Below are 26,584 nucleotides of genomic sequence, written 5' to 3' on the forward strand. Positions count from 1 at the left end.
AGTGAGTATTGCAGTCGGTGTCGCTGAAACGACGCCGATTGTCTACAACATAACAGCGTTCTCGTACACAAAGATAAGTGCATAGTTCAGTGTACAAGGGACAATGAATAGTAATAATTCAAAATATGGCTGATTACTCAAAAGACGTAGGTAATCTGATAAAGACTGATAGATAAGCGAATCTCAAGATGCGGCACAGGTAAGGAATGTGTTAATGAACTAGACAGAGTAGTTAAGGATGAGGCGGTAAAGTACGGGATAATTCGATTTGTGAGTCATGATTGCTATTATTCTAAAATCGACAATTTGAGTAGAACCCTTGTGGGGAGCCGGTTTATTGCCCAGGAAATAATCAAAACAGATCGTATTTCCTTATATTGTCCACGAAACTGCCCGCAATTACATAATCGTAAGAGCAATTGAGAATAATTATAATCAAAGACAAACACATTTGGTGTATATGGCCTTTCGAAGATAAGGTATGTAATCCTTCCTAAAACAAAACCCTATCAATATACGCAGTTACAGGGGACTATACAGACGAATTCTAAGGACTCGTTCAAATATAAGTTAGATAATTATTCAGTAGGAAAGTATTGAGTTAATCCAGTGTCATTTATAAAAGCTCCTGAAATGCCGTAAGAACGGCGTTTATGTGTAATTTGCTACAATACGTCTCATCGTGTTTCTTCTATAGTAAGACCAGACATGCAACATGGACGGATCATTTGTCAGTTTAATGATCAAAACATATCCATAATCTAAACTGATAGGGGGTCTAACTGTAAGTAATGGTTTAATATGCCTAAAAAATAAGACATAAATACTGCATATGTCCCATAAATAGACTGAAATGTAGTATATATAATCATTAAATATAAATAAATTGAAAAAATTTATGATTTTGCAGGATAATTTCCCGAATATGTCTCAAACTCCGGTAACACGGCATTTGCGGCTGTTGAAGATTGATAATTCGATAAATAAGCGGTCACACGTGATTACATTTGCTATAAAAACTCAAAAACCGGAAATAAACTGGTCAATTAACGCTTGATATAATTAATTTTATGCTCTATTATCGACATATAGCTTTTAAGGGGCCATAGATATTACGTGCATATTTTATGAATACTGGGATTCATAAATTGCATTCTATCTATTACTACTTAAGAAATAATGGGGAGATTTAAATTATGACAATATTTGGCGAAGGTTCACTCCTAAAGAAAATTATTACATGGGTTTCGATGATAGTTATCGTATTACCAATCGTTGCTTACTCTACTGTAGAGGTCGCAGAGGCGGCCATATACAACAACGCAGGTAAATATGGGAACGTTGATCCAAGCGTTCCACTAAAGACAACTACGAGAAATCCTGACAATATTGTCAGTCTCTCAATGACCACTAAGAAGGGCGTACCGGTTATGAGGTTGAACATTTCAACTTCATCACACGATGTCATTAAGAAAGGTGATCAACTTGATATCAAGTTCAATGGGAAGAACGTTGATACAAGTAAGATCAAAGAATTAGCTGCTCAAAAGAACAACAGCTTATATGATATCGATAAGAAAGGTGACAACTTGCTGGTAAACTTCAAGAAGGATTCAACATCCGGTAACTACCAAGAAGTTTTCGCAATTGCTACTAAAAATGTCAAAGCTGATACAAAAGCATCAGCTACCTTCGCCGGTAAAAATATAAATATTGATAACAACAATATTAAGTCAAATTACAGAGCTCCTCAAAAACAACAAAAACAAAATCAAACACAAAGAACTACAAACAATAATCAAAGATCAAACAATTCACAACAACAACAAAAAGCAACTACTCAATCAGCTGCAAATTCTTCAAATGATTCAGAGGCTCAGGCGAGTCACTCACAAAATGGAACTTCTCAACAAGTTCAATAAAATCAAACTAACGGAACACAAGCTTCACAACAAAATCAAAATCAACAACAAGTTTCACCTTCATTCTCACAAGCAGAGAATGCAGTTAATAGTAGAACAACCGTAACAGTTTCTGGAAACGCAAATTCTACTCAAGTACAAAACAACCAAGCTAACTCGACAGCTACTACAAATGATCAAACTGATCAAAGCAGTGACCAAGCCGATTCAGCAACTAATGCATCTACAGATACAACAGCTGCATCAACAAATAATGTAACTGCTCCTGCAGATACACAAACAACTACACAAGCTTCAGAGAATCTTGCTACAGATACAACACCTGTTCAAGAAACTCCTCAAGCCAATGCTGTAGCCGAAAACAGCACTACAGCTACAACACCTGCAACAACAAATAGTAACTTACAAGCTACAGAGGTATACCAACCTCAACAAGTTGCTACTACAAGTGATCAAACTACTCAAACAGAAGCTGCAAATAACACTAACTATATCGAGATTGCTAACCAAGGTGCATCTGATGCCAAAGCAACTCTTGATGGTTACTTAACTTCTGATACAGCAACCCAAGATAATACTCAAGCTGGATCAGATACTGATACATATGAAGATAACTCTCAATTTGAGGCTATCTACGATCACATCCAAGACAAGAACTCCGGCGCAACGACTGAAGAAGTCAATGAAATCGTCAAAGACTTGCCTTCAATGTGGAATTATATTGGTCAGAACACTGATCAAAATGATTACAACGGACAAGTGTGGAACTTCCATTCTACACTCTCAACTGGAAGGGACGCATACGTCACAATCGACGGTACTGCCAACCCTGACAGTTCTGATACTCTTCAACAACAAATGCCACAGCTGTTGAGAAGCATGGGCCAAAGTGTTGAGCCCGGTGCCTTCGATCAAGCTGTCGACGTCGACAACATGAAGAGGTCACAGATCTATCAAGACTACCTCAACGGTACTTACACGGGTCCTACAAGTGACTCTAATGCAAGTACATCTGAGGTTATTAATGAAGTGCTAAAACACTCCACTATTAGTCTTGATGCACCTGACAACGGGGCAAGTGTCACTCAATTGCCTAATGTTGCAGCTGTAGACCCACAAAGACTCTTGGATTATGCCAAAGAGAACGCTAATGGATCAACAGATTCAACACAAACTAGTTCAGATGCCACAAATGACTCTACAACCAGCTCTAAAAACGCTGATAGCCAAGCCGTTTATGAGACTATCAAGAACGATACATATAATAAGATGACTCCATGGGCTTCAGATGACGAAAAGGGCGAGATGCTCAAGTCTGTACCTGCTATTTGGAATGACATCTCAACTAAGACAGATAAAAACGATAAAACTGGTAACTTCTTTAACTATGCATTAAACACTTCTGATGGCAGAACTGTTTACTACACAGTTGATGGCCGTGTATTGCCAAATGGTGACAAGTATGAACAACAAATGCCTGCCGTATTGAATTCATTAGGTAAAAACATGACTAAAGGTGAACTTGATCAAGCTGTTAACAACGACATCTTGAGAAGTTCAAAAGCTTACTCAGATTATCAACAAAAAGCACAAGGTAACTTAGCTTCAAACGCTGCTACAACTGCTGCAGCCGCACCTGCTGCCGCTGCTGGTGGTCTTGGATTATTACCATTCGCATTATTGGCACCCGTTATTGGATTGCCTCTATTAGGATTAGGTTTATTAGGTCTTCCTGTTGCTACAGCCGGTTTAGCACTTGCAGCTCCAATCGTATTAGCAGCTGGATTACCACTTATTCCACTAATTCTTCCTATCGCACTATTGGCACCTGCATTGCTTCTTGCACCAATCGTTCTTCCTGCATTAGCATTAGGTCTACCATTGATTCTCGGTGCTAAATTAGCATTTGCTCCATTGGACTTCTTGAACACAGTTGTTTTAAGCACACTTGGTTCAATGATCCTTACAGCACCAATTACATTATTCAACACCATCGTTGGTGTCGGACTTGGTCTTCTAAACACATTACTAGGTTCATTACCACTAGCATTGTTAGACTTTGTTGCACCAATCGTATTGAACTTTGCGATTGTTTCATTAATTAGCCAATTGGCTCAATTAACATTATTTAACGCACTTATTTTATTCAACCTTGCTAAAGCTGTTATTAACGGTATTGTTGATCTTGCATTAGCATTATCATTTATCGGCTTACCACTAGCATTGTTGAAAGGTCTATTCGACCTATTAAGCCTTGGATTAGGATTGTTCAATGCATTCTTACTACCATTATTGGCAGGGGCATTAACATTCTTAGCATTAGCACCATTAGCAATTTTGAACACAATCTTGTTGACATTGTTTAACATCTCAATTCCATTACTACTTGGATTCTTTATTTCATTATTATTGAGTGGAATTGTTTCAGGATTAACATTCTTAGCATTGTTAGGCGCTAAGATTCTTAAAGACTTACTCAAAGATGCATTCAGATTCGTATTAAGCTTGATCGTTGCAGGTACAATCTTAGTTGGATTACCACTATTGATTGTTGCAGCTCAAGTATTGAACTTCTTTGTTCTATTAATTGCCAACGCTGTTGGTGGATTGCTTATCTGGAATCTACTTACATTGGCTAAGAGCTTGATGCTTACCGGACTTGGTATTGCATTATTCTCATTACCATTAGCTGGTCAATTCTTAATCAATACTCTTGTTAAATGGAGTATCAGAGCAATTATCCACATCTTCAGATTCTTTGTTGGTGCTATCAAGTTAGGTGCAAGATTAGTATTATCATTTGTACTTGGACTTTTGAACTTGCTCGCAGGAGCCGCAACCGCTGGGTCAGCAATCACAGCACTTGTTAGTGGAATCGCCGCCGCTTTAACAGCATTGATTCCTGTTGTTGGACCGGTCCTTGCACTTCTTCCATTATTAATTTCATTATTATCAATCGCTAACACATTGATCCTATTACCACTTAAGTTGTTATTAGGATTAGCACATGCCTTAGCATTAGGATTCTTCTTATTGTCAATTCCAGCAATCTTATTCCTAAGACCATTATTAGGTCTTCCAATTGCACTAGGTGCAGGATTGCTTTCAGACTTGTTAATGCCATTATTGACATTACCACTAGTATTATTTAACCAATTAACATTATTTAACTTGATCTTCCTACCATTACTACTATTGAATCTATTAGGTTCATTCGTTGTAGCACCATTGCTATTAAATGGATTAGGTTTGATCAACGCCATTGCATTACCATTCTTGTTTGCATTGGCTGCATTAGGATTAATCGCAATCTTAGGATTATTACTTCTATCATTGAGATTACCTCTAGTTGCATTGTTCTTATTGGGACTACCGAGCTTGATTCCATTCTTCAATTTGATCATGGACGCAATCTTCTTAGCACCATTAATGACATTAGTTAACTCATTGCTAAACTTATTCATCGCAATCCCATTGATGATGTTTATCGACGCAATCATTAATTTAGTTGTTCCATTCCTTGTATGGTTAACAACATTGCTATTATTGGCACCTGTATTTGGACCATTAGCATTCTTGAACCCATTAACATGGATCAACTTACCAATCATTTCATTTATCGGAACATTCTTAACAAAATTAGCTCTTAAGTTAATTTCATTACCATTGATCTTCTTCATAAATGGAATTATGAGTTTGATTCCAGCAGCAGTTGTTGCATTCCTAGTTGGTTTGTTACGTGCACTATTTGGTGGACTACCATTCTTACTACTTGCACCATTGTTCTTGCTACCATTGATCCTTAACGGATTCTTGACAGCATTAGTTCCTGGATTGAACTTATTCACAGTACCAGCTGGCTTAGGTGCATTATTACTTGGCTTACCACTAGTACTTGCAGGATTATTAAACAATATTCTTGGAAGACTTATCTGGAAAGTTCTTTCATTCGTTACAGCTTACTTAGCTTCAAACGTATTGAAAGACTTGTTAACATTATTAACAGTTCCATTGTTGATAGACTTGTTAACACCACTTATCTTATTTAACAAATTCCTTACAACACAATTCTTGATTTTCCCAGCTCTATGGCTTGGATTACCATTATTAGCTCAATTATTAACATCTGGATTACTTTGGGGACTTACATTCCTTAAAGACTTTGCCAGAATTGCATTAGACTTGTTTAACATTGGTGCAACATTATTAACATTGCCATTGTGGACAATTCTTCCAGTATTGAATCTCCTTAGAAGATTAGCATTAGTATTCGTTGCTCTTGTTGCTCTTCCATTGAGATTACTCAAAGACGTATTTGATCTTGTAAGACAATTCGTCGAAATCGGAGCATTGCTATTATTACCATTGCTCGTTGGAATCCCTGCATTCTTGTTGTTATTACCATTAACAACACTTAACTTCTTAGGTTTGAAGTTATTGAATATGGCAGTTCCTCTAGTATTAGCTTTACTTGCAACATTAGCTGCATCACTATTGATCAACTTGTTAACATTTATCGGTATGTTAGGATTAGTGCTCTTCAACAAGTTTGTTGAATTAGGTGCTAAATTGTTGTTACTCGGTGCTATCACACTTCTTATCCTTGGTGCATTACCAATCTTATTAGGTGGGGCAGTATTGAACTCATTATTACTACTTGCCTTGAACGCATTCTTAGCATTCAACGCATGGTTTATCACAACATTGATCAACAACTTATTAGTTGGCGCATTGCTATTAGGCTTAGGTCTATTACCACTAGTTGCTCAACTATTAATCAACACAGCTGTTAAGTGGACTATCAGAGCAGTTGTACACTTGATCAGATTCTTCATCGGTCTATTCAGATTAGGTGCTAGATTAGTTCTCCAATTCATCATTGGATTGATCAACTTAGTACTTGGTGTCGCAACCGGAATTTCATTATTAGCAGGTGTTGCTAACTTACTATTAGCTCCAATCTCATTACTTGTTCCCCTTGTCGGCCCAATCCTAGCATTAATTAATCTTTTGAATGCTGGTTTGTCACTTCTTAACTTATTGATTCTATTGCCACTCAAGTTATTGGCAATGTTGATCAACGGATTGACATTATTAGGATTGTTATTATCAATTCCATACTGGTTATTCATCAGACCTTTAATCTCAGTATTATTAGCACTTGGTGCAGGAATTATCTCAGACATCGTTATGACTCTATTGTCATTACCATTAGTTCTATTCAATCAATTGACATTGTTCAACTTGATCGGAATTCCAGCATTATTGCTTAAAGCATTCAACAACTTGGTTGTATTACCATTGTTGTTAAACGGATTAGGTTTAGCATTAGCTCTTGGTTTACCATTAGCATTATTGCTCGGTACATTAGGTGCATTAGGACTATTGAACCTTGGCCTATTAGGTCTTGGATTCCCATTGATTGCCTTATTCATCTTATTATTACCAAACTTGATTCCATTCTTAGACTTGATCTTGTTAGCTCTAAATGTTTTAGGACTATTCAACTTGATCAGCAGTCTACTTAAATTATTATTATTACCATTCAAGATTTTCTTGGATCTATTAAACAACTTATTATTACCATTACTTGTTGCTGGTCTTTCATTCTTGTTCTTACTTCCATTACTTGGTGTAATTACATTCTTGAACCCTCTAAGATGGTTAAACTTAGCTATTCTTTCAGGTATCAGCACATTATTAACAACATTATTGTTGAACTTAGTATTATTACCACTAAGCTTGATTAATAACTTCTTATTAAGCTTGATTCCAGCTGTATTGAACGGATTACTAGTTGGTCTACTCAGAGCATTGTTCGGCGGACTACCATTCCTATTATTACAACTTGGTCTATTGTTACCATTGATCCTTAACGGATTATTGACAGCCTTAGTACCTGGATTGAACTTATTAACAGTTCCACTAGGTTTGTTAGCATTATTACTTGGTCTTCCACTTGTATTAGCTGGAATTCTAAATAACTTGCTCAAACAACTAGTTTGGACAATCGTTGGAACAATTCTTACACAACTTGGCTTGAACTTAGCTAAAGACTTGTTAGACTTGCTTCTATGGTTACCATTACAATTATTATTAGCATTACCATTGTTCCTATTGAACTTAGGTTTGAATGCATTCTTACTCAGACCATTGTTGTTATTCGGACTTCCATTATTGGCAGGACTTCTAACTAACTTAGCCTTGGTAGTATTCAACTTGATCAGAAGGGGACTAGAGTTACTCGCAGAATTATTAACACTTGGTGGCACATTATTAACATTGCCATTGTGGACAATTCTTCCAGGACTCAACTTCTTGAGAAAATTGGTAGCAGCATTTGTAGCATTTGTTGCATTACCACTCAAATTACTTAAAGACTTATTCGACTTGATCAGAGCTGCAATCGAATTAGGTGCCGTATTATTGTTACCATTGCTCGTTGGTGCTTTAGGATTCTTACTATTACTACCAATCACAATCTTTAACTTTATCGGATTACACTTATTGAACATGGCAATTCCACTAGTACTTTCATTGTTAGCTGCAATCGCTGCTTCATTGTTAGTCAACTTCTTGACATTGCTTGCAACACTCGGATTAATGTTACTTAACAAATTGATCGAAATTGGTGCCAAATTATTATTACTTGGTGCTATCACACTTCTTATCCTTGGTGCATTACCAATCTTATTAGGTGGAGCATTCATCAATTCACTATTATTATTAGCATTGAACGCATTCTTAGGATTCAACTTATGGTTGATCACAACATTGATCAATAACTTGATCGTAGGTGCATTCTTACTTGGATTATTACTATTACCATTAATTGGTCAATTAGTAATTAACACAATTGTTAAGTGGACTATCAGAGCTATCGTTCACTTGATCAGATTCTTCGTTGGTCTATTTAGACTTGGTGCTAGATTAGTTCTCCAATTCATTATTGGAATGGTCAACTTAGTACTTGGCGCTGCAAGAGCACTTTCATTGTTGAATGGTATTGCTAACTTGTTATTAGCACCATTAGCATTGCTTGTTCCTATTGTCGGACCAGTTCTAGCTCTATTAAATCTATTGAACGCCGGATTATCATTCCTTAACCGTTTGATCTTATTACCACTTAAATTGTTGGCAATGTTAGTTAACGGATTGACATTATTAGGATTGTTATTATCAATTCCATACTGGTTATTCATTAGACCACTTATTTCAGTAGCATTAGCTATCGGTGCCGGAATCATCTCTGATATCGTAATGACATTGTTGTCATTGCCATTAGTACTATTCAATCAATTGACATTGTTCAACTTGTTTGGAATTCCAGCATTATTGCTAAAAGCATTTAACAATCTTGTATTGTTACCATTGCTTATCAACGGAATCGGATTGATTCTTGCTCTTGGATTACCATTAGCATTGTTATTAGGTGCACTTGGATTAATCAACTTACTAGGTCTTGGACTATTAGGACTTGGATTCCCATTAATTGCATTGATCTTATTAGCACTTCCTAACTTGATCCCATTCTTAGACTTGATCATGTTGGCATTGAACCTATTCGGTTTGTTCAACTTACTTCTAAGTCTTCTAAACATATTATTATTACCATTGAAGATCTTTAACGATCTCCTTAATAACTTGTTATTACCATTACTTGTTGCTGGTCTTTCATTCTTGTTACTATTACCATTACTTGGTGTAATCACATTCTTGAACCCTCTAAGATGGTTGAACTTAGCTATTCTTTCAGGTATCAGCACATTATTAACTCAATTATTATTAAACTTATTGTTATTGCCATTGAGCTTTATCAATAACTTCCTATTAAGCTTGATTCCAGCTGTATTGAACGGATTATTAGTAGGACTACTCAGAGCATTATTCGGTGGACTACCATTCTTACTATTACAACTTGGACTATTGTTACCATTAATTCTTAACGGATTATTGACAGCATTGATCCCTGGATTGAACTTATTAACAGTTCCACTAGGCTTGTTAGCATTATTACTTGGTCTTCCATTAGTAGTTCTTGGAATTCTAAATAACTTGCTCAAACAACTAGTTTGGACAATCGTTGGAACACTTCTAACACAACTTGGCCTCAACTTAGCTAAAGACTTGTTAGACTTGCTTCTATGGTTACCATTACAATTATTATTAGCATTACCATTGTTCCTATTGAATCTTGCATTGAACGCATTTATCTTAAGACCATTGTTGTTATTCGGACTTCCATTATTGGCAGCTCTATTAACTAACTTAGCCTTAGTAGCATTCAACTTGATCAGAAGGGGACTAGAGTTACTCGCAGAATTATTAACACTTGGCGCTACATTATTAACATTGCCATTATGGACAATTCTTCCAGGACTCAACTTCTTGAGAAGATTATTAGCAGGTTTGATGATCCTCAGAATCATCAGAAACGTAATTGTTGGCTTGCTTAAGATGTTAGCCTTAATTGGCTTACCACTTCTCGCAACATTATTATTTGCTCCATTATCACTATTGATCGGTTTAGGCGTATTCCTAGCACTTACTGCTTTGAACATTGCATTACCAATCTTATTAGCACTTGGACTATCAGTATTATTAGGTCTTGCTGTACAACTCTTATCAACATTGGCACTTATCGGATTAGATCTTCTAAACAATATCTTGAAGAACTTGCTTAAGTTAGGATTGTTAGGCCTATTAGCACTTGGATTTGTCTTCATCGTTCTTCCATTGTTATTACTTGGAAAACTATTGAACACAATCTTCCTATTAGCTCTAAATGCATTTATCGGATTTAATATCTGGTTGTTAAGCTCATTACTCAAAGATCTTGCATTAGCATTATTAGCTGGAGCATTATTCTTTGGACCATTACTAGGTGCAATTACACTTGGTGCCGTAACAGCTATTGCAATCAGAGCACTAGTACATCTAATCAGATTCTTCATCGGATTATTCAGATTAGGCGCAAGATTCGTACTTTCATTCATCTTGGGACTATTGAGAAATCTTACAAGACTCATTAGATTAGCAAATATCGGTCTTGGCTTACTCAACGCATTCTTAGCAATTGCATCATTATTGTTACCTATACCGGGTTGGTTACTTGCTCCAATATTCGCACTATTAGCACTATTAAACTTAGCTAACGAATTATTATTATTACCAATTCAATTATTATTAGACTTACTTGGACTTTTGGACTTAGCTGCATGGATCTTCTTAACAATTCCATACTTCTTGTTCGTACGTCCTTTGATCGGATTATTATTAGCACTTGGTGCTGGATTAATTTCACACATCATCAGCTTCTTAATCGGATTACCATTGTTCTTGCTAAATGAATTGATCCTTAACGGATTGATCACATTACCATTGTTCTTGTTGAAACTATTCAGCAAATTCATCGTTGCACCATTGTTGATCAACGGTCTTGGTTTGTTATTAGCATTAGGTACTGCCTTAGCTGTCTTCTTAGCAGCTTTGAATCTACCAATCTTGCTATTTAACGCATTGCTTGGACTATTCAATCCATTACTAGCAGCAATCTTGTTAGGTCTTCCTAGCTTAATTCCATTCTTGAACTTAGCTATGGACTTAGCATTCTTCGTACCATTGTTCTTATTAGTATTCAGCTTGCTTAAACTTCTTCTTCTCCCATTGAAGATCTTTAACGACTTACTTAAGAACTTCTTTGTACCATTACTATTAGCTCTAGCACTTAACGTATTGAACTTCTTCTTGTTCAATCCATTGAACCCAATCAACTGGATTCTTGCTCCATTGCTAGCACTTGTAGGTACATTATTGTTACAAGGTTTGCTTGGATTATTGGCATTACCACTCAAACTATTGCTTGACTTAGCTATCAGTGCAATTCCTGCAGCTATTGCCGGATTCATTGTTGGATTACTCAGAGCATTACTTGGTGGACTACCATTCTTCCTATTAATGAACTTAGCATTATTGTTACCTGGACTATTGTTGTTACCATTGATCCTCAACGGATTATTAACAGCATTGATCCCATTACTTAACTTGTTAACAGTTCCATTAGCATTGTTGGCTGCATTACTTAACCTACCAATTCTTCTTGGATTGTTATTAACAGGCTTAGGTATTCTTAAGAACATCATCGATCAAATCTTCTGGAGCATTGTAGCTAACTTATTTACATACTTCTTAACAAACTTGATCTTAGATGCTTTGGCAATTGTATTGATTCCATTACTCCTTAACTTATTAGGATTGTTATCATTCTTGCCATTAACATTGTTCAACTTGTTGATTGGATTCCCATTGCTACTTGGCTTAGGACTTCCATTACTATTAACATTATTGAACCAATTCTTATTAACATTACTTAATGGTTTGTTGAGATTAGGTCAGATCTTATTAGACCTATTCAACATCGCATTAACATTCTTAACATCACCAATCTGGTTATTATTACCACTATTGCACTTGTTGAGAAGAGTATTGTTCTGGTTAACAGTTCCATTAATGATCTTGAACTTACTCAAACTACCATTTGATATTTTAAGAAGATTCAACCATATCCTTCTAAATCTTGCTCTTGCAGCTGGACTTGGATTCGGATTAGGATTCTTGCTAGGCTTACCATTATTATTACTTGGTAACTTGATTTCATTGTTCAACTTGTTGAACGTGATGTTGCCATTGATTCTATTGAATGCCTTCGGACCATTCTTATTATCAGTTGGATTAAACTTATTATTACAATTGATTCCTGCATTGATCTTTGACGCCATCATGGCCGTATTGAACACATTGATTCTCTTCGGACCACTTGGCTTACCATTAAGAGTTCTATTGAACTTACTTGGTATTGCATTGATCATCATGCATATCATCAGCACAATTAACTTCTTCCTAATCAACCCATTGTTGATTCTCGGAGACATTAACATTGCTGTTATCACATTTATCTTTAATAAGATCCCAACATTCTTAATTCTATTAGGAATCAACGCTCTTATTAATGGAATTCTATGGCAATTACCAATCTTGCTACATGAATTCAACCTCATTCTTCTTACTATCGCTTTGATCTTCCTACCAACTATTGTCAGAAATATTGCAATTATTATTGCTGAATTAGTTGCCGGAGCACTTGGCTTAGTACTTGGAATTCCTGGTGTAATTCTTAACTGGTTACTCAATCTCTTACCAGCCATCACAGTGTTCTTCGAACTCTACTGGTTGTTTGAAATTGTAGCCAACGGAATCTTATTCGCACTCAACTTGATTTACCTTGCAATTGCTTGGGGTATCGTTGGAGCCATTAACTTGTTTGTAGCTACATGGTTCGCAATGTTCAACTCAATCGCTGGTTGGATCATCTTGAACTTAGTATTGAGATTCTTAGCTAATACATTGATTCTAATTAATGACTTCTTCTACTTCATTAACTCCGTATTAGGACTTGCATGGAGCTTACTAGCAGCATTATTAGTAATTAACTCATTATTATTAGCACCTATCCTTACAGTATTGAACTTCCTATTATTTAACCTATTGCTACCACTCCTTATGGGACTTCTAGCAGGATTCTTAATAGGTAACGGAATGTTCCTAATCATTGCAGCAATCGTTGCATTGCCAATAATTATTTTATTGGCTACATTCTTCCTATTGTTCTTACTCGATTGGTTAATTAACAATATTCCTAATACCTTGATCGTCGCATTCTTCTTCTTTATCAATACGATTATCTTGACATTAGCTAAGATCGTAGTAGATAAAGTAATTTCATATATCGCCGGTTTGGCATTATTAGCAACCGTATTATCAACACTTGGTTTGCTTGCCTTACTTGCCTTGGGTCTAAACTTGTTAGTATATGCATTACCATTTATCGTAATGTTCCACATGATTAGATTCATGTTCCCAGGTATTATGTTATTCGATCTATTACCATCAGTTTCATCATACTTATTCTTCTACTTGATTCCTTTATACTTCTTCAGTAGCTTATTGTTACCAGGATTAGGATTCTTACTTGCATTAGCATTGCCAGCAATTCTTAAATATGTATTGTTCGCTGTATTCCTTGCTATGCCAGCAACATTACCATTCGTAATTCTTGGTCAACTATTGATCGACTTAATCAGAATCTTGACATTATTACCAATTAATCTATTCCCTAACTTCTTATCACCATTAAGAATCTTTAGATATTTGATCTTCAATCCAATTGGTTTGGCTGTTAACTATTACAGACATCTACTAATCTTCACACTCATCCAAACATTGAGTATCTGGAACTGGATTGATCCAATTAGATTATTCGGTAGATTACTATTTACATTACAATTAGGATTTACATTATTTAACGTATTATTGCTACCTGAATATACATTCGTATTCCAGATCGCAAAACAAGCAATTCTTCAATTCGATATTATCGATAAGACAGTATTGTTGAGCCTATTGGGCGCTCCAATCTTCGCATTGATGATGATCCCAACGGCTATCGCTACAGCAATTGGTGCATTGATCTTCTTGCCAATCGGATTGCTATTCGGAAACATTCTTCAATTGCCTATCTTGATTCTTGTTGAATTGATCAACACACCAATCATGTTCTTAGCTTCAATCGGAATTATCTACAACTTGTTGCAGATATTCTCAAGATTTGCATCTCCATTCTTCTGGGGCTGGATCACAAAAGACTATGACATGATCGGATTAGGTACTTGGTTCTTTACTGTTGGTGGTATGTTCTGGGATGTTATCAAACATTCATTTACCGTCCACGTATTAGGACTCGCAGTTTCTAACTTAGTATTCTTCGGTGCACAATTATTACCATTATTAATTCCAAACACATACTTCAGAGTATTGTGGACAATTTGGAACGCAGGTGTAATTGCTAACCTAGCTCTATACCACGCAGTTCAATTATTATTATTTAGAGTATTAGTTGTTCCTGCACAAATCATCAGTGGTCTTGTTGGCTGGCTCAATGCAGTTATTTACGACGTCATCGAAATTGTTGATATCGCACTTGCATTGATCACATTGGCTGTCAGAATCATTGTGGTTGCAATTAGCTTAATTGGAATTCTTATTCCTGGATTGAGATTATCTCCATTAGTTACACTTCTAAATAGTGCAATTCTTCTTGGCGGTAACTTGATTGTTGCTCAAATTGCATTACTAGTATTAGAACCAAAGAACGCAATAGTTTGGTACTTGAACTGGTTCAACATTATCTTGTTGGCTAAGTCATTCGGACCAATTCTATTTACACCATTAGCATTGTATGCAGTATCAACATTCATCTTAGGATTCGGTACAATCAACAAATTATTGATCGCCGCACTTGCAATTGTCTTTGCATTTACAAATCCTTTGACATTCTTGATGCCTATAAACTTCATCATCTTCTTCTTTGAATTTATCATTGGTAGAGCAATTCTTAATCCACTCGTTCTTTCAATCATTATTCAATTATTCATGGATGCATCAGTTTACGCATATCAATTCTTACTATTATTTGTACCATTAGCTGGACCTATCTTAGCTGGTCTACTTGGCCTTAACGGTCACCTTATCGTATTTATTCAATTCTTATTGAACCTCGTTAAGTTCACAGTTATTGATTTATTCATCAAGGCTATCAACTTATTAGGATTCATTCCATCATTAATCAATACAGTATTGACAGTATTAGCTGGATTACCAACATTGTTCTACAGACCTTATGACTTGATTTCTGTTGTATTGTTTGTTGCAGCATTGTTGCCAATCTTATTACTAGATCCACTAGCAGCATCTGTTCCATTGCTTCTATTAGCTGGAACAATGCTTATCTTCCAATTATTATTAATTAATCAAATTCCTGTATATCTATTTATTAGATTGCTCGAAGGAACCTTCGTTTCATTGTCTCAATTAACACCACTTGCAGCTCTTGGCCTTGGTTTGTTATTAACAACTAACATTCCAGCAATCGAGTTTATCCTTGATGTTATTGACCATGTAATTGGATACTTGATCGGACTTGTTATTTATGTAGTTTACCTAGTTCTTAATAAATTCATCTTTGGATTTGTTGGACTAGTTGCTTCAGCATTCCCATTCGGTATTCCTTGGATTCCATTAATCGCTGCACAAACAACAGGTATTAATGCTTTAGGATTTACTCTTATTCCTATGATCGACTTCGCATTGCTTGGTATTCAAACAGTACGTATGTTGTTCTCATTAGCAATATCATCATTCCCAATCGTTAACTTGTTAGCATTCTATGACTTGCTAGTCGGATTTATTACATTGAATCCACTAAGTGCATTATTCTTACCAATTCACTTGGGTATCGTTCTTGTCAGAGTTATTTACCTATATGTATTAGGTGCATTGAACTCACTCAACTGGATCGTTGGTATGGTTCTTGCCGCAGTCGTTGAAGTTGCAGCATTCAAGATTTGGTACGGAATTATCTTGATCTTAATGATCATTGAAAACTTCCTTGGTATCTTTGCTTCACTACCAATCTTGTTCTTAACACCAGGTGGCTGGTATCAATTAGCATTCAAGTTATTAGCAGAACCATTGTTAACTTCAATGATGTTGCCACTTGTTTCACAAGGTAGCATCCTTGCACTTATCCACGAAATGTTCACATTCACTAACACCTTAAGATTGGGTGCTCCGGGTGGATTGATCTGGTGGGTACTTACCTTGATCGTCAACGTTATCGTTGGTGGTGTTGTAGGTGTTGTAGCTATCTTGCTTGATGCCATCATCTTCTTAGTAGACGCTGTCGTTAACTTGATTGGTTGGATCATTTACTTAGTTGTCAGAGTTCTTCCATTCTTAGTTCCAGCTGTTGTCGCTATTGGCATCGCTATTGGAATTATCGGTGCGGTATTCTTCATCGGAGTCTTAGTTCCACTTATTCTCCAATTGATCTTACCTGCAATATTCGCAACTATTCTTGGAACAATTGCTAATATTACAACAACAATTCTTACATTCTTAGGTAACTTGATTCTTGCAGCTCCATTCTACTTATTAGTAGACTTGATTCTTCCATTACTATTGTTAGGTAAACAAATTGGAATTCTATTATCTATTCCTCTTGAAATTCTTAACTTAGTATTGAGATTAACTCTTCTACCATTAGTATTTATCGCTGCAGCTATCGCTCAATTTAATTACTTGATTCTCAAACCATTGTTCAACTTAGCATTGAATTTACTCACAGCATTCCTTATCGGATTGTTAGGTCTATTGCCATTACTATTGAACACTGGATTAGGATTCTTACTACAATTACCATTAGATCTATTAGGATTCTTCAACTTAGTCGTATTGCCAATCCTATTACCACTTCTATTGATGGGCTTGAACTTAGGTGCACCATTACTAGCTGCTATTCTTGGATTGCCAATCTTCTTACTTGATACATTTAGAGTTCTAAGAGATATTAATCACTTGCTATTCAAGCTATTTGTACAATTTGTACTTGGCTTCCCAGGCTTATTAACAATTGGTTCAGACATTGTTCTTGGTCTATTGAATCTATTGAATGCTTTGATCAGAGCATTTGCACTCGCAAATCTTCTATTAACACCACTCAACATCTTCAATGATATTTTGAAGAACTTGTTATTACCTGTATTAGCAGCATTACCATTACTATTACTCAACTTCTTCTTGTTCAATCCACTCAACCCAATTAACTGGTTGTTGGCTCCATTGCTAGCAGGGGCATCACTATTGTTGACAAACTTCTTGTTGCCATTAGTTCTTGTACCTCTACAACAATTGTTGAACAAACTCTTGAGTATCATTCCTGCATTGATCACTGGATTAGTTGTTCCATTACTAAGAGGTCTTCTTGGTGGATTACCAGTTGATATTCTTGGCAAGTTAGCTGTTCTTGCAGCAATGCTCGGATTACCATTATTGAACTTAGCTTCATTGATCGGATTGCTTATCCCTGGACTAAGACTTCTAGCATTACCATTGTTGATTTTGACTCAATTAGCAGCATTACCAATGTTATTACTTGGTTTGCCACTACTTGGATTATTGAACCTTGATATTCTTAGAAATCTCCTTGGACAATTGATCTGGAGTGTATTGACATTCTTAGCAGTATATCCATTAGCATTACTACTTAATTCATTAATTTCTGGATTATTGTTACCATTGCTTCTTGGACTATTGTTCTTGCCAGTATTCTTGTTCAACTTATTCTTGAACAACATTGTTCTTCCATTATTAGCAACATTCTTGTTACCAGTAATCGTTGAACACTTACTAAGATTAGCTATGAACTTGATAGGTATTGCTAAGAGATTATTGAATCTCTTCAACGACTTATTAGGTCTTGGATTAACAGTTCTAACAATGCCAATCTGGTTCTTCTTACCACTATTGAACATTATTAGAAGAGTAGCATTCTGGTTGACACTTCTTGTTGGTGTTCCACTAGACATCCTTAGAAGATTACTTAAACTTCTATTCGATCTATTTATTGGAAACCCATTGAAGTTATTAGCATTATTCGCAATTCCTGCATTACTTGGTTTAGGTGCATTATTATTAGGCCTTCCATTAATCACAGCGCTATTACAATTATTGCTATTACCTCTATTAGCTAAACTATTGTTACCATTAGCAGCTATCTTATTATCATTACCAATTAAATTATTATTAGACTTATTAGCATTGCCACTTCTATGGCTTGCAAACAGACTATTAGCATTATTACCTGCATTAGCATTGGCATTGATCCTTCCACTTCTATTAAATGGATTGCTTGGATTACTTAAGTTACCACTTGATCTACTTGGATTGTTAGGTCTCCCATTATTACAAGCCTTAACATTATTCAACAAGATTTTGGCATTACTTAACCCATTGCTATGGCCACTATTGCCTCTACTATTCCCACTAAGCTGGATTTTGAGACTATTGACATTGGCTAAGGTATTCGATCTAATCAAGGATCTCCTTGGACCATTAGGTAAACTTCTTCTTGATAACTTGATCTTGTTAGCAATTCCATTGCTTAAACTATTGATCAACGGTCTTGAATTGTTCGCACTAATTAATCCTCTATTATGGCCATTACTATTCTTAGTATTGTTACCATTAGGATTAACACTTGGTCTTCTTGGATTCCCACTTGCATTGTTCAATGTTCTTAAAGATCTCTTTAACCTCATCGTTCCTGCATTGTTGACATTCTTGATTGCATCAACTGTATTCCACTTGATCAACGGTATTATCAACTTGTTCTTAATTCCATTAATTAGCGGATTACTCACATTACCATTAACATTAATTAACTTTATTGTATTAACTGCCTTGAGATTCCCATTACACGCTATGTTATTACCAGCATTATTGGGTCTCATCACAACTGCATTACTCGGTGGATTCGGTCCATTACTTGGATTATTGATTGCTATTCCAGTAGCACTTCTTGACGGATTAAGATTCTTAGCTGATGACATCATCCTCGGATTGTTGTTATTACCAGGATTAATTCCATTCAGAAACTTACTATTAGACTTGTTATTCTTTATTCCATTACTATTGAACTTGCTTTCACTATTCAACTTATTGAGAACACCATTGAAGTGGATCCTTGATTTGTTCAATCAAATAGCTCTTCCATTAGTAGTTATGGCATTGACATTCTTGGCATTGATTCCATTCTTCGGATTGATCTCATTGTTGAACCCATTCAAGTGGCTCAGAATGGCATTGCTCTCAGCTTTGACAACATTTAACGTACAATTGTTATCAACATTGTTCTTATTGCCATTGAAGCTTTTGAACAACAAGCTATTGAGCTTCTTACCAGCACTATTGAACGGATTGTTATTAGGATTCTTGAGAAATATCCTTGGTGGATTACCATTAGATATTCTTGGATTATTAGCATTACCATTGCTTAACCTTCTTGGATTACTTGGTGCATTAACACCTGGTCTAAGATTACTAGGCTTACCATTATTGCTTCTAACTCAACTATTAGGTTTGCCACTATTATTAGATACATTGAGAAACTTGATTGCACCTCTTCTATGGGGTAACTTGGCAGCATTATTAACATATCCATTGGCACGTTTGATCAATAACATCTTGTCATTGATTGGCTTACCACTACTTGGTTTGTTAGGTGCATTACCACTATTCCTATTGAAGTTATTCAATAGAGCATTCATCTTACGTCCATTGTTATTACTTTGCCTTCCATTGTTGGCACAATTATTAACAGGATTAGCATTACCATTGTTCAACTTGATCAGAAGACTATTGAGAAATGGTTTGAACTTGTTGATTAACGGAATCGCATTATTGACATTGCCATTGTGGCTTGGATTACCAGCTCTTAACTTATTGAGAGAAGCATTGATCTTACCAGCATTATTATTAACATTGCTCAGAGGATTGAGAAACTTACTCAGATTGTTATTAGGAACACCATTATTGTTATTAGGTCTTCCATTATTGGCTGGCTTAGCAACATTATTGCTTGGTCTTCCATTGATCACATTGCTTAACATGCTATTATCATTGCCATTATTATTGACATTCTTACTTCCATTGTTAGCAGCATTATCAGTATTGCCACTCAAATTGTTATTAGATGCACTATTATTACCACTAGTATTCTTAGGTAGTCACTTACTCGGATTGCCATTAGCAATCTTAGCAGGCTTGTTATTACCATTGATTCTAGCCGGTATCCTTAGAGCCTTGAAACTACCATTCGATCTTCTTAAACTTCTTGGATTAGGATTGTTCAACTTGTTGTTACCATTCATTCCAGGATTAGACTTATTGACACCATTACTATGGCCATTAGGATTACTCCTACAACCATTAGCATTGGCCGATGTATTGAGAGATCTTCTTGGTAACTTACCATTTGATCTATTGAATCTATTATTGATTCTTCCATTAGCTCAAATCTTGAGTACATTAGCTATGTTGATTCCAGGATTAGGATTATTATTAATTCCATTCTTGCTACCACTTAAACTATTCAATCGCTTTATCGCAATTCCATTAGCATTCCTTAGAACATTAGGTGATTTAGCTAAACTATTGTTGCTTGGCTTACCACTAGCATTGTTAGGCACATTGTTGGCCTTACCATTGATCAACTTGTTGAATGACTTGCTTGACTTGTTATTATTACCACTATTAAGTGGACTTCTAACATTGCCATTGTTCTTATTGAATCTAGGTTTGACTACATTATTAGTATTCCCAATTGCTAAGGGTGTATTACCATTCTTACTTGCAAATGGATTGTCTGCATTAGTTGCAAACTTCTTACCAGTATTAGCCGGATTGTTACTCAACCCAGTACTAGTATTGGCAAACGGAATCAGATTATTAAATGACTTGATTTCAACAATTGCTTCACAAATCTTATTAGGTCTTCTATTATTACCAGGCTTAATTCCATTCAGAAACTTAGTATTGAGATTGTTATTCTTTATCCCATTACTATTGAACTTAGTATCACTATTCAACTTATTGAGAACACCATTGAAGTGGATCCTCGACATCTTCAATCAATTAGCTCTTCCATTAGCAGCTATGGCATTGACATTTGCCATCTTGATTCCATTCTTCGGCTTGATCTCATTGTTGAACCCACTCAAGTGGCTCAACATGGCATTGCTTTCAGGATTAACAACATTCAATGTTCAATTATTATCAACATTGTTCTTGTTACCATTGAAACTATTGCTTAATAACTTATTGAGCTTCTTACCAGCACTATTGAACGGATTGTTATTAGGATTCTTGAGAAATATCCTTGGTGGATTGCCACTAGATATTCTTGGATTATTGGCATTGCCAATTCTTAACCTTCTTGGATTACTTGGTACATTAACACCAGGCCTAAGATTATTAGGATTGCCACTATTGCTTCTAACTCAATTACTTGGCTTACCACTATTGTTAGATACATTGAGAAACTTAATTGCTCCACTTCTATGGGGTAACTTGGCAGCATTGTTAACATTCCCATTAGCACGTTTGATCAATAACATCTTGTCATTGATTGGATTACCACTACTTGGCTTGTTGAATGCATTACCATTATTCTTATTGAAGTTATTCAATAGAGCATTTATCCTACGTCCATTGTTATTGTTCGGCTTACCATTGTTAGCTCAACTATTAACAGGACTAGCATTACCATTGTTCAACTTGATCAGAAGAGCTATCAAGCTTGGCTTGAACTTGTTGAAGAATGCTATCGCATTATTGACATTGCCATTATGGCTTGGACTTCCAGCTATCAACTTGTTGAGAGAAGCCTTGATCTTACCAGTATTGTTATTAACATTACTCAGAGGTTTGAGAAACTTATTCAACTTGTTCTTAGGAACACCAGCATTGTTATTAGGTCTTCCATTATTGAACGGCTTAGCAACATTGTTGTTAGGACTTCCATTAGTCACATTGCTCAACATGTTATTATCATTGCCACTATTGTTGACATTGTTATTACCATTGTTAGCAGCATTACCAATCTTGCCAATTAAGATATTACTTGATCTATTATTATTACCACTTGTTCTATTAGGTAATAAGCTACTAGGATTACCTATGGCAATCTTGGCCGGTCTATTATTACCATTGTTACTAGCTGGATTACTTAGAGCATTGAAGCTACCACTTGATCTTCTTAAACTTGCTGGCTTGGTATTATTCAATTTATTATTACCATTCCTACCATTATTGAATGCCTTAACACCATTACTATGGCCATTAGGATTACTCCTACAACCATTAGCATTGGCAGACGTTCTAAGAGATCTTCTTGGAAACTTACCATTTGATCTATTGAATCTATTATTGATTCTTCCACTAGCACAAATCTTGAGTACTTTGGCTATGTTGATTCCAGGATTAGGATTATTATTAATTCCACTCTTGTTACCACTCAAATTATTCAACAGATTCATTGCAATCCCATTAGCATTCATCAGAACATTGAATGATTTGGCTAAACTATTGTTGTTGGCCTTACCACTAGCATTATTAGGTACATTATTGGCATTGCCATTGATCAACCTATTAAATGATGTATTGAGCTTATTGTTACTTCCACTATTAAGCGGATTGTTAACATTGCCATTGTTCTTATTGAACCTCGGATTGTTGACATTGCTTGTATTCCCAATTGCCAAGGGTGTATTACCATTCTTGATTGCAAACGGACTTACAGCATTGCTCGTTAACTTCTTACCAGTAGTAATCTCATTGCTATTGAACCCAATCATCGTATTGGCAAACGGAATCAGATTACTCAATGATCTTTTGAAGACAATCAACAGATTTATCCTATTAGGACTTCTTGCATTACCTGGATTAATTCCTGGACTTGATCTCCTCATAGATGGTCTATTCCTTATCCCAGCATTGCTCAATGGATTATCATTATTGAACCTATTGAACTTGCCACTAAGATTCTTGAATAACTTCTTGAAGAACAACATCCTTCCATTGTTATTAGCATTAGGTTTGAACTTATTGTTATTACCAATCTTTGGACCACTTCAATTCCTTAACCCAATCAACTGGTTGTTAGTTCCAGCATTGGCATTATTAAGAACATTCAATACTAAGTTGTTAGCTAAATTGATCTTAGTACCTGGATTGATCTTGTTACACTTGTTAACAAGCTTGATCCCAGCAACATTAGCCGCAATTCTTGTACCATTATTAAGAAGTCTTCTAGGCGGATTACCACTAGATATCCTCGGATTACTTGGTCTTCCATTACTTAACCTAGCTGCTCTTATCGGATCATTTATCCCAGGTATCAGATTATTGGCATTACCACTATTGTTATTAACACAATTACTTGGCTTACCACTATTACTTGATACTTTGAGAAACTTGATTGCTCCACTTCTATGGGGTGCATTAGCAGGATTGTTAACATACCCAGTTGCTAACCTTGTAAGAGATCTAATCGGATTACTTGGTTTACCAATTGTTGGATTGCTTTCAACATTGCCTATCTTCCTATTCAAGTTGGTACGTAACGTATTGCTCGGAAATGTCTTGCACTTACTATTACCATTACTAGCACAAGGTTTGACATTCTTAGGATTATTACCACTTAACTTACTAAGAGCCGGATTGAGATTCTTGAGAAACGTAATTCCATTGGTACTTGCTCTATTGACAATGCCACTATGGTTCAACTTACCATTACTCAACATCTTGAGAAGAGTTGCCTTCTGGGCATTGCTTGGACTAGAGTTATTAACTCTACCATTCAAGCTATTGAATAACTTGCTTAGAAACTTTGTGGGCTTGCCATTATTATTGTTAGGTCTTCCATTGTTAGCAGGATTACTCAACTTCTTAGTAACATTACCATTAGTAACATTGGCTACTAAGTTGATCAGCTTGCCACTTGCATTAACATTGTTATTGCCATTGTTGGCATTGCTTGGCAACTTACCAGTCAAGTTATTAACTGACTTACTATTATTACCATTGATGTTCTTAGGTAACGCATTATTAGCCTTACCATTAGCATTGATCTTAGGAAACTTAATACCATTAGTATTAGGTGCCCTAAATGGATTAATTAAATTGCCATTTGACTTACTTGGATTGTTAGGACTTCCATTGTTGTTAGCCTTAGCACCATTAGCTAAGTTATTCGCATTACTTAACCCATTGCTATGGCCATTACTACCATTGCTAAACATCGGAACAAGAATCTTGAGAATGTTACTTCCATTCAAACTTGGAGACGTATTGAAAGATATTCTTGGACCATTAGCTAACTTGCCAATTGATCTACTCAACGCTTTGGTAATCCCAGGACTTGGATTATTAACATTATTGAATATGTTGAACCCATTATTCTGGCCATTACTTCCAGTATTATTACCATTAACATTGACTCTTGGTTTGGTAGGAACACCTATCGCATTGTTCAACGTTCTTAAGGACCTTGCTAAATTAGCACTTCCTGTATTGATTGCATTGTTATTATTCCCAATCATTCATACAGGAATGAATATCCTAGGATCATTGGCCTTACCATTGATCTCCGGATTGCTTACATTACCATTGTTCTTATTGAACTTAGGTCTCTTGACTAATCTCGCACTTCCAATAGTTAAAGGATTGTTACCATTCTTGATCAATAACGGAATCTTGTTAGCCGTAGCAGGATTACCAGTATTGCTCTTGGCACCAATCGCTCTATTGAGAAACTTGATTAAAGGCTTGAGATTGTTAGGCGACATCCTAGCTACATTATTGGCATTGCCTGGTGTACTTAAAGACATATTTGACTTAGTAATCCTCCCTCTAAAGATGCTTATCAAACCACTATTAGTACTCGGCTTACCATTATTAGCTAACGGATTGACATTCTTAGCATTGACACCATTGATGTTATTGAATAACTTGATTCCTCATTTACTAGCATTACCATTACTTGGATTGATCACATTAGGTAACGCCTTACTTCCTATCTTGATACCTCAATTGTTGTTGAACTTATTGGTTCGTCCATTATTAACACTCAATAACATGTTCTTGAACAAAGTATTGTTACCATTGCTATTCAAGTTGGCAATCGGAATTCCATTAATTGGAATTATCGGAGTTCCTCTATTATTAGGTGGACTCGCATTACCAATCTTCTTGCTTGGACTATTAAGTCAATTGTTCAATATTGGATTACAACTATTGAGCATTGCAAACATCCTTGTAGGTACAGCATTGATCCTTGGTGGATTGATTGCCTTACCATTCGCATTGATGGGTGCCATCGGCGGAAGATCAGCACGTTCAGTAGTACCAGGCATCAACGTTGAGACTCCAGAACCTCAACCAGTTGCCAAAGCAATCCCTTCAGTAGGATTCTGGGTACACAATGATCCCCTTGTATTAGGTCAATCATTGGTTGAAGGTGCAAGTGAATTCTCAGGTTTCAATCCATTATCAGCTAGCGCAGATCCTCAATACTTTAACGGTATGGATCCTGCAGCAAGTGCTACACAATCAGCTAACGGAGTTGACTCAGCCAACAGCATGGAAAATGCTGTTGAAGGAGCAAACGCATCAGATGTTGACCCATCTGATCCCGCTGATCCAAAAGCTGACCCAAGTGAAAACACTAATGCTTCAGGCGTTAGCGATCCTAAATTACCTCAAACAGGTAATAAAGGCAATAACTGGCTATATGCCGGATGGACAATTTTGTTAGGTATGATCTTACCAATGATCTTAAAGATCAAGAAACGTCGTAAGAATCATAAAGCAGGATTGAAGTTAGCCTAAAAATAAAAATAACCACTCTTAATTGAGTGGTTATTTTTTTTGCTCTAATTTTCTTTCATATAATAGGAAGTTTCTGTATTTATTAGATTAGGAAAGGGGAGTGAGATCCGTGTCTCACAAAGGATTTCAAGGATATCGATCCAGGCGATTATTGACACATCGAAGATAATTGGTAATAAAATCCAATCAATAATGATGTCAAAATTTTTGTTACAAAAACTTAATATTTGGTCCAAATATATGTTTATATACTCTGAAAATATTATGAACTATAGATGAAAGCGTGATATGAAAGGCTTTTTAAGCTTGAGAATTGTGAA

The 26,584-nt window shown here is 35.9% G+C and carries 2 protein-coding genes; both read left to right on the forward strand.

Translation table 11 applies throughout. From position 1 onward, the window contains the following. Nucleotides 1-1,196: 1,196 nt before the first annotated feature. A complete protein-coding gene (locus tag EKM63_RS05615; protein ID WP_125704586.1) occupies nt 1,197-1,922 on the forward strand; it encodes a hypothetical protein in 726 nt (241 codons plus the stop codon). Between the two features lie 708 nt (nt 1,923-2,630). Continuing rightward, a complete protein-coding gene (locus EKM63_RS05620) occupies nt 2,631-26,264 on the forward strand; it encodes a hypothetical protein (RefSeq protein ID WP_125704588.1) in 23,634 nt (7,877 codons plus the stop codon). Nucleotides 26,265-26,584 lie beyond the last annotated feature (320 nt).

This window comes from Companilactobacillus mishanensis (genome assembly GCF_003946505.1).
Taxonomy (GTDB): Bacteria; Bacillota; Bacilli; order Lactobacillales; family Lactobacillaceae; genus Companilactobacillus; species Companilactobacillus mishanensis.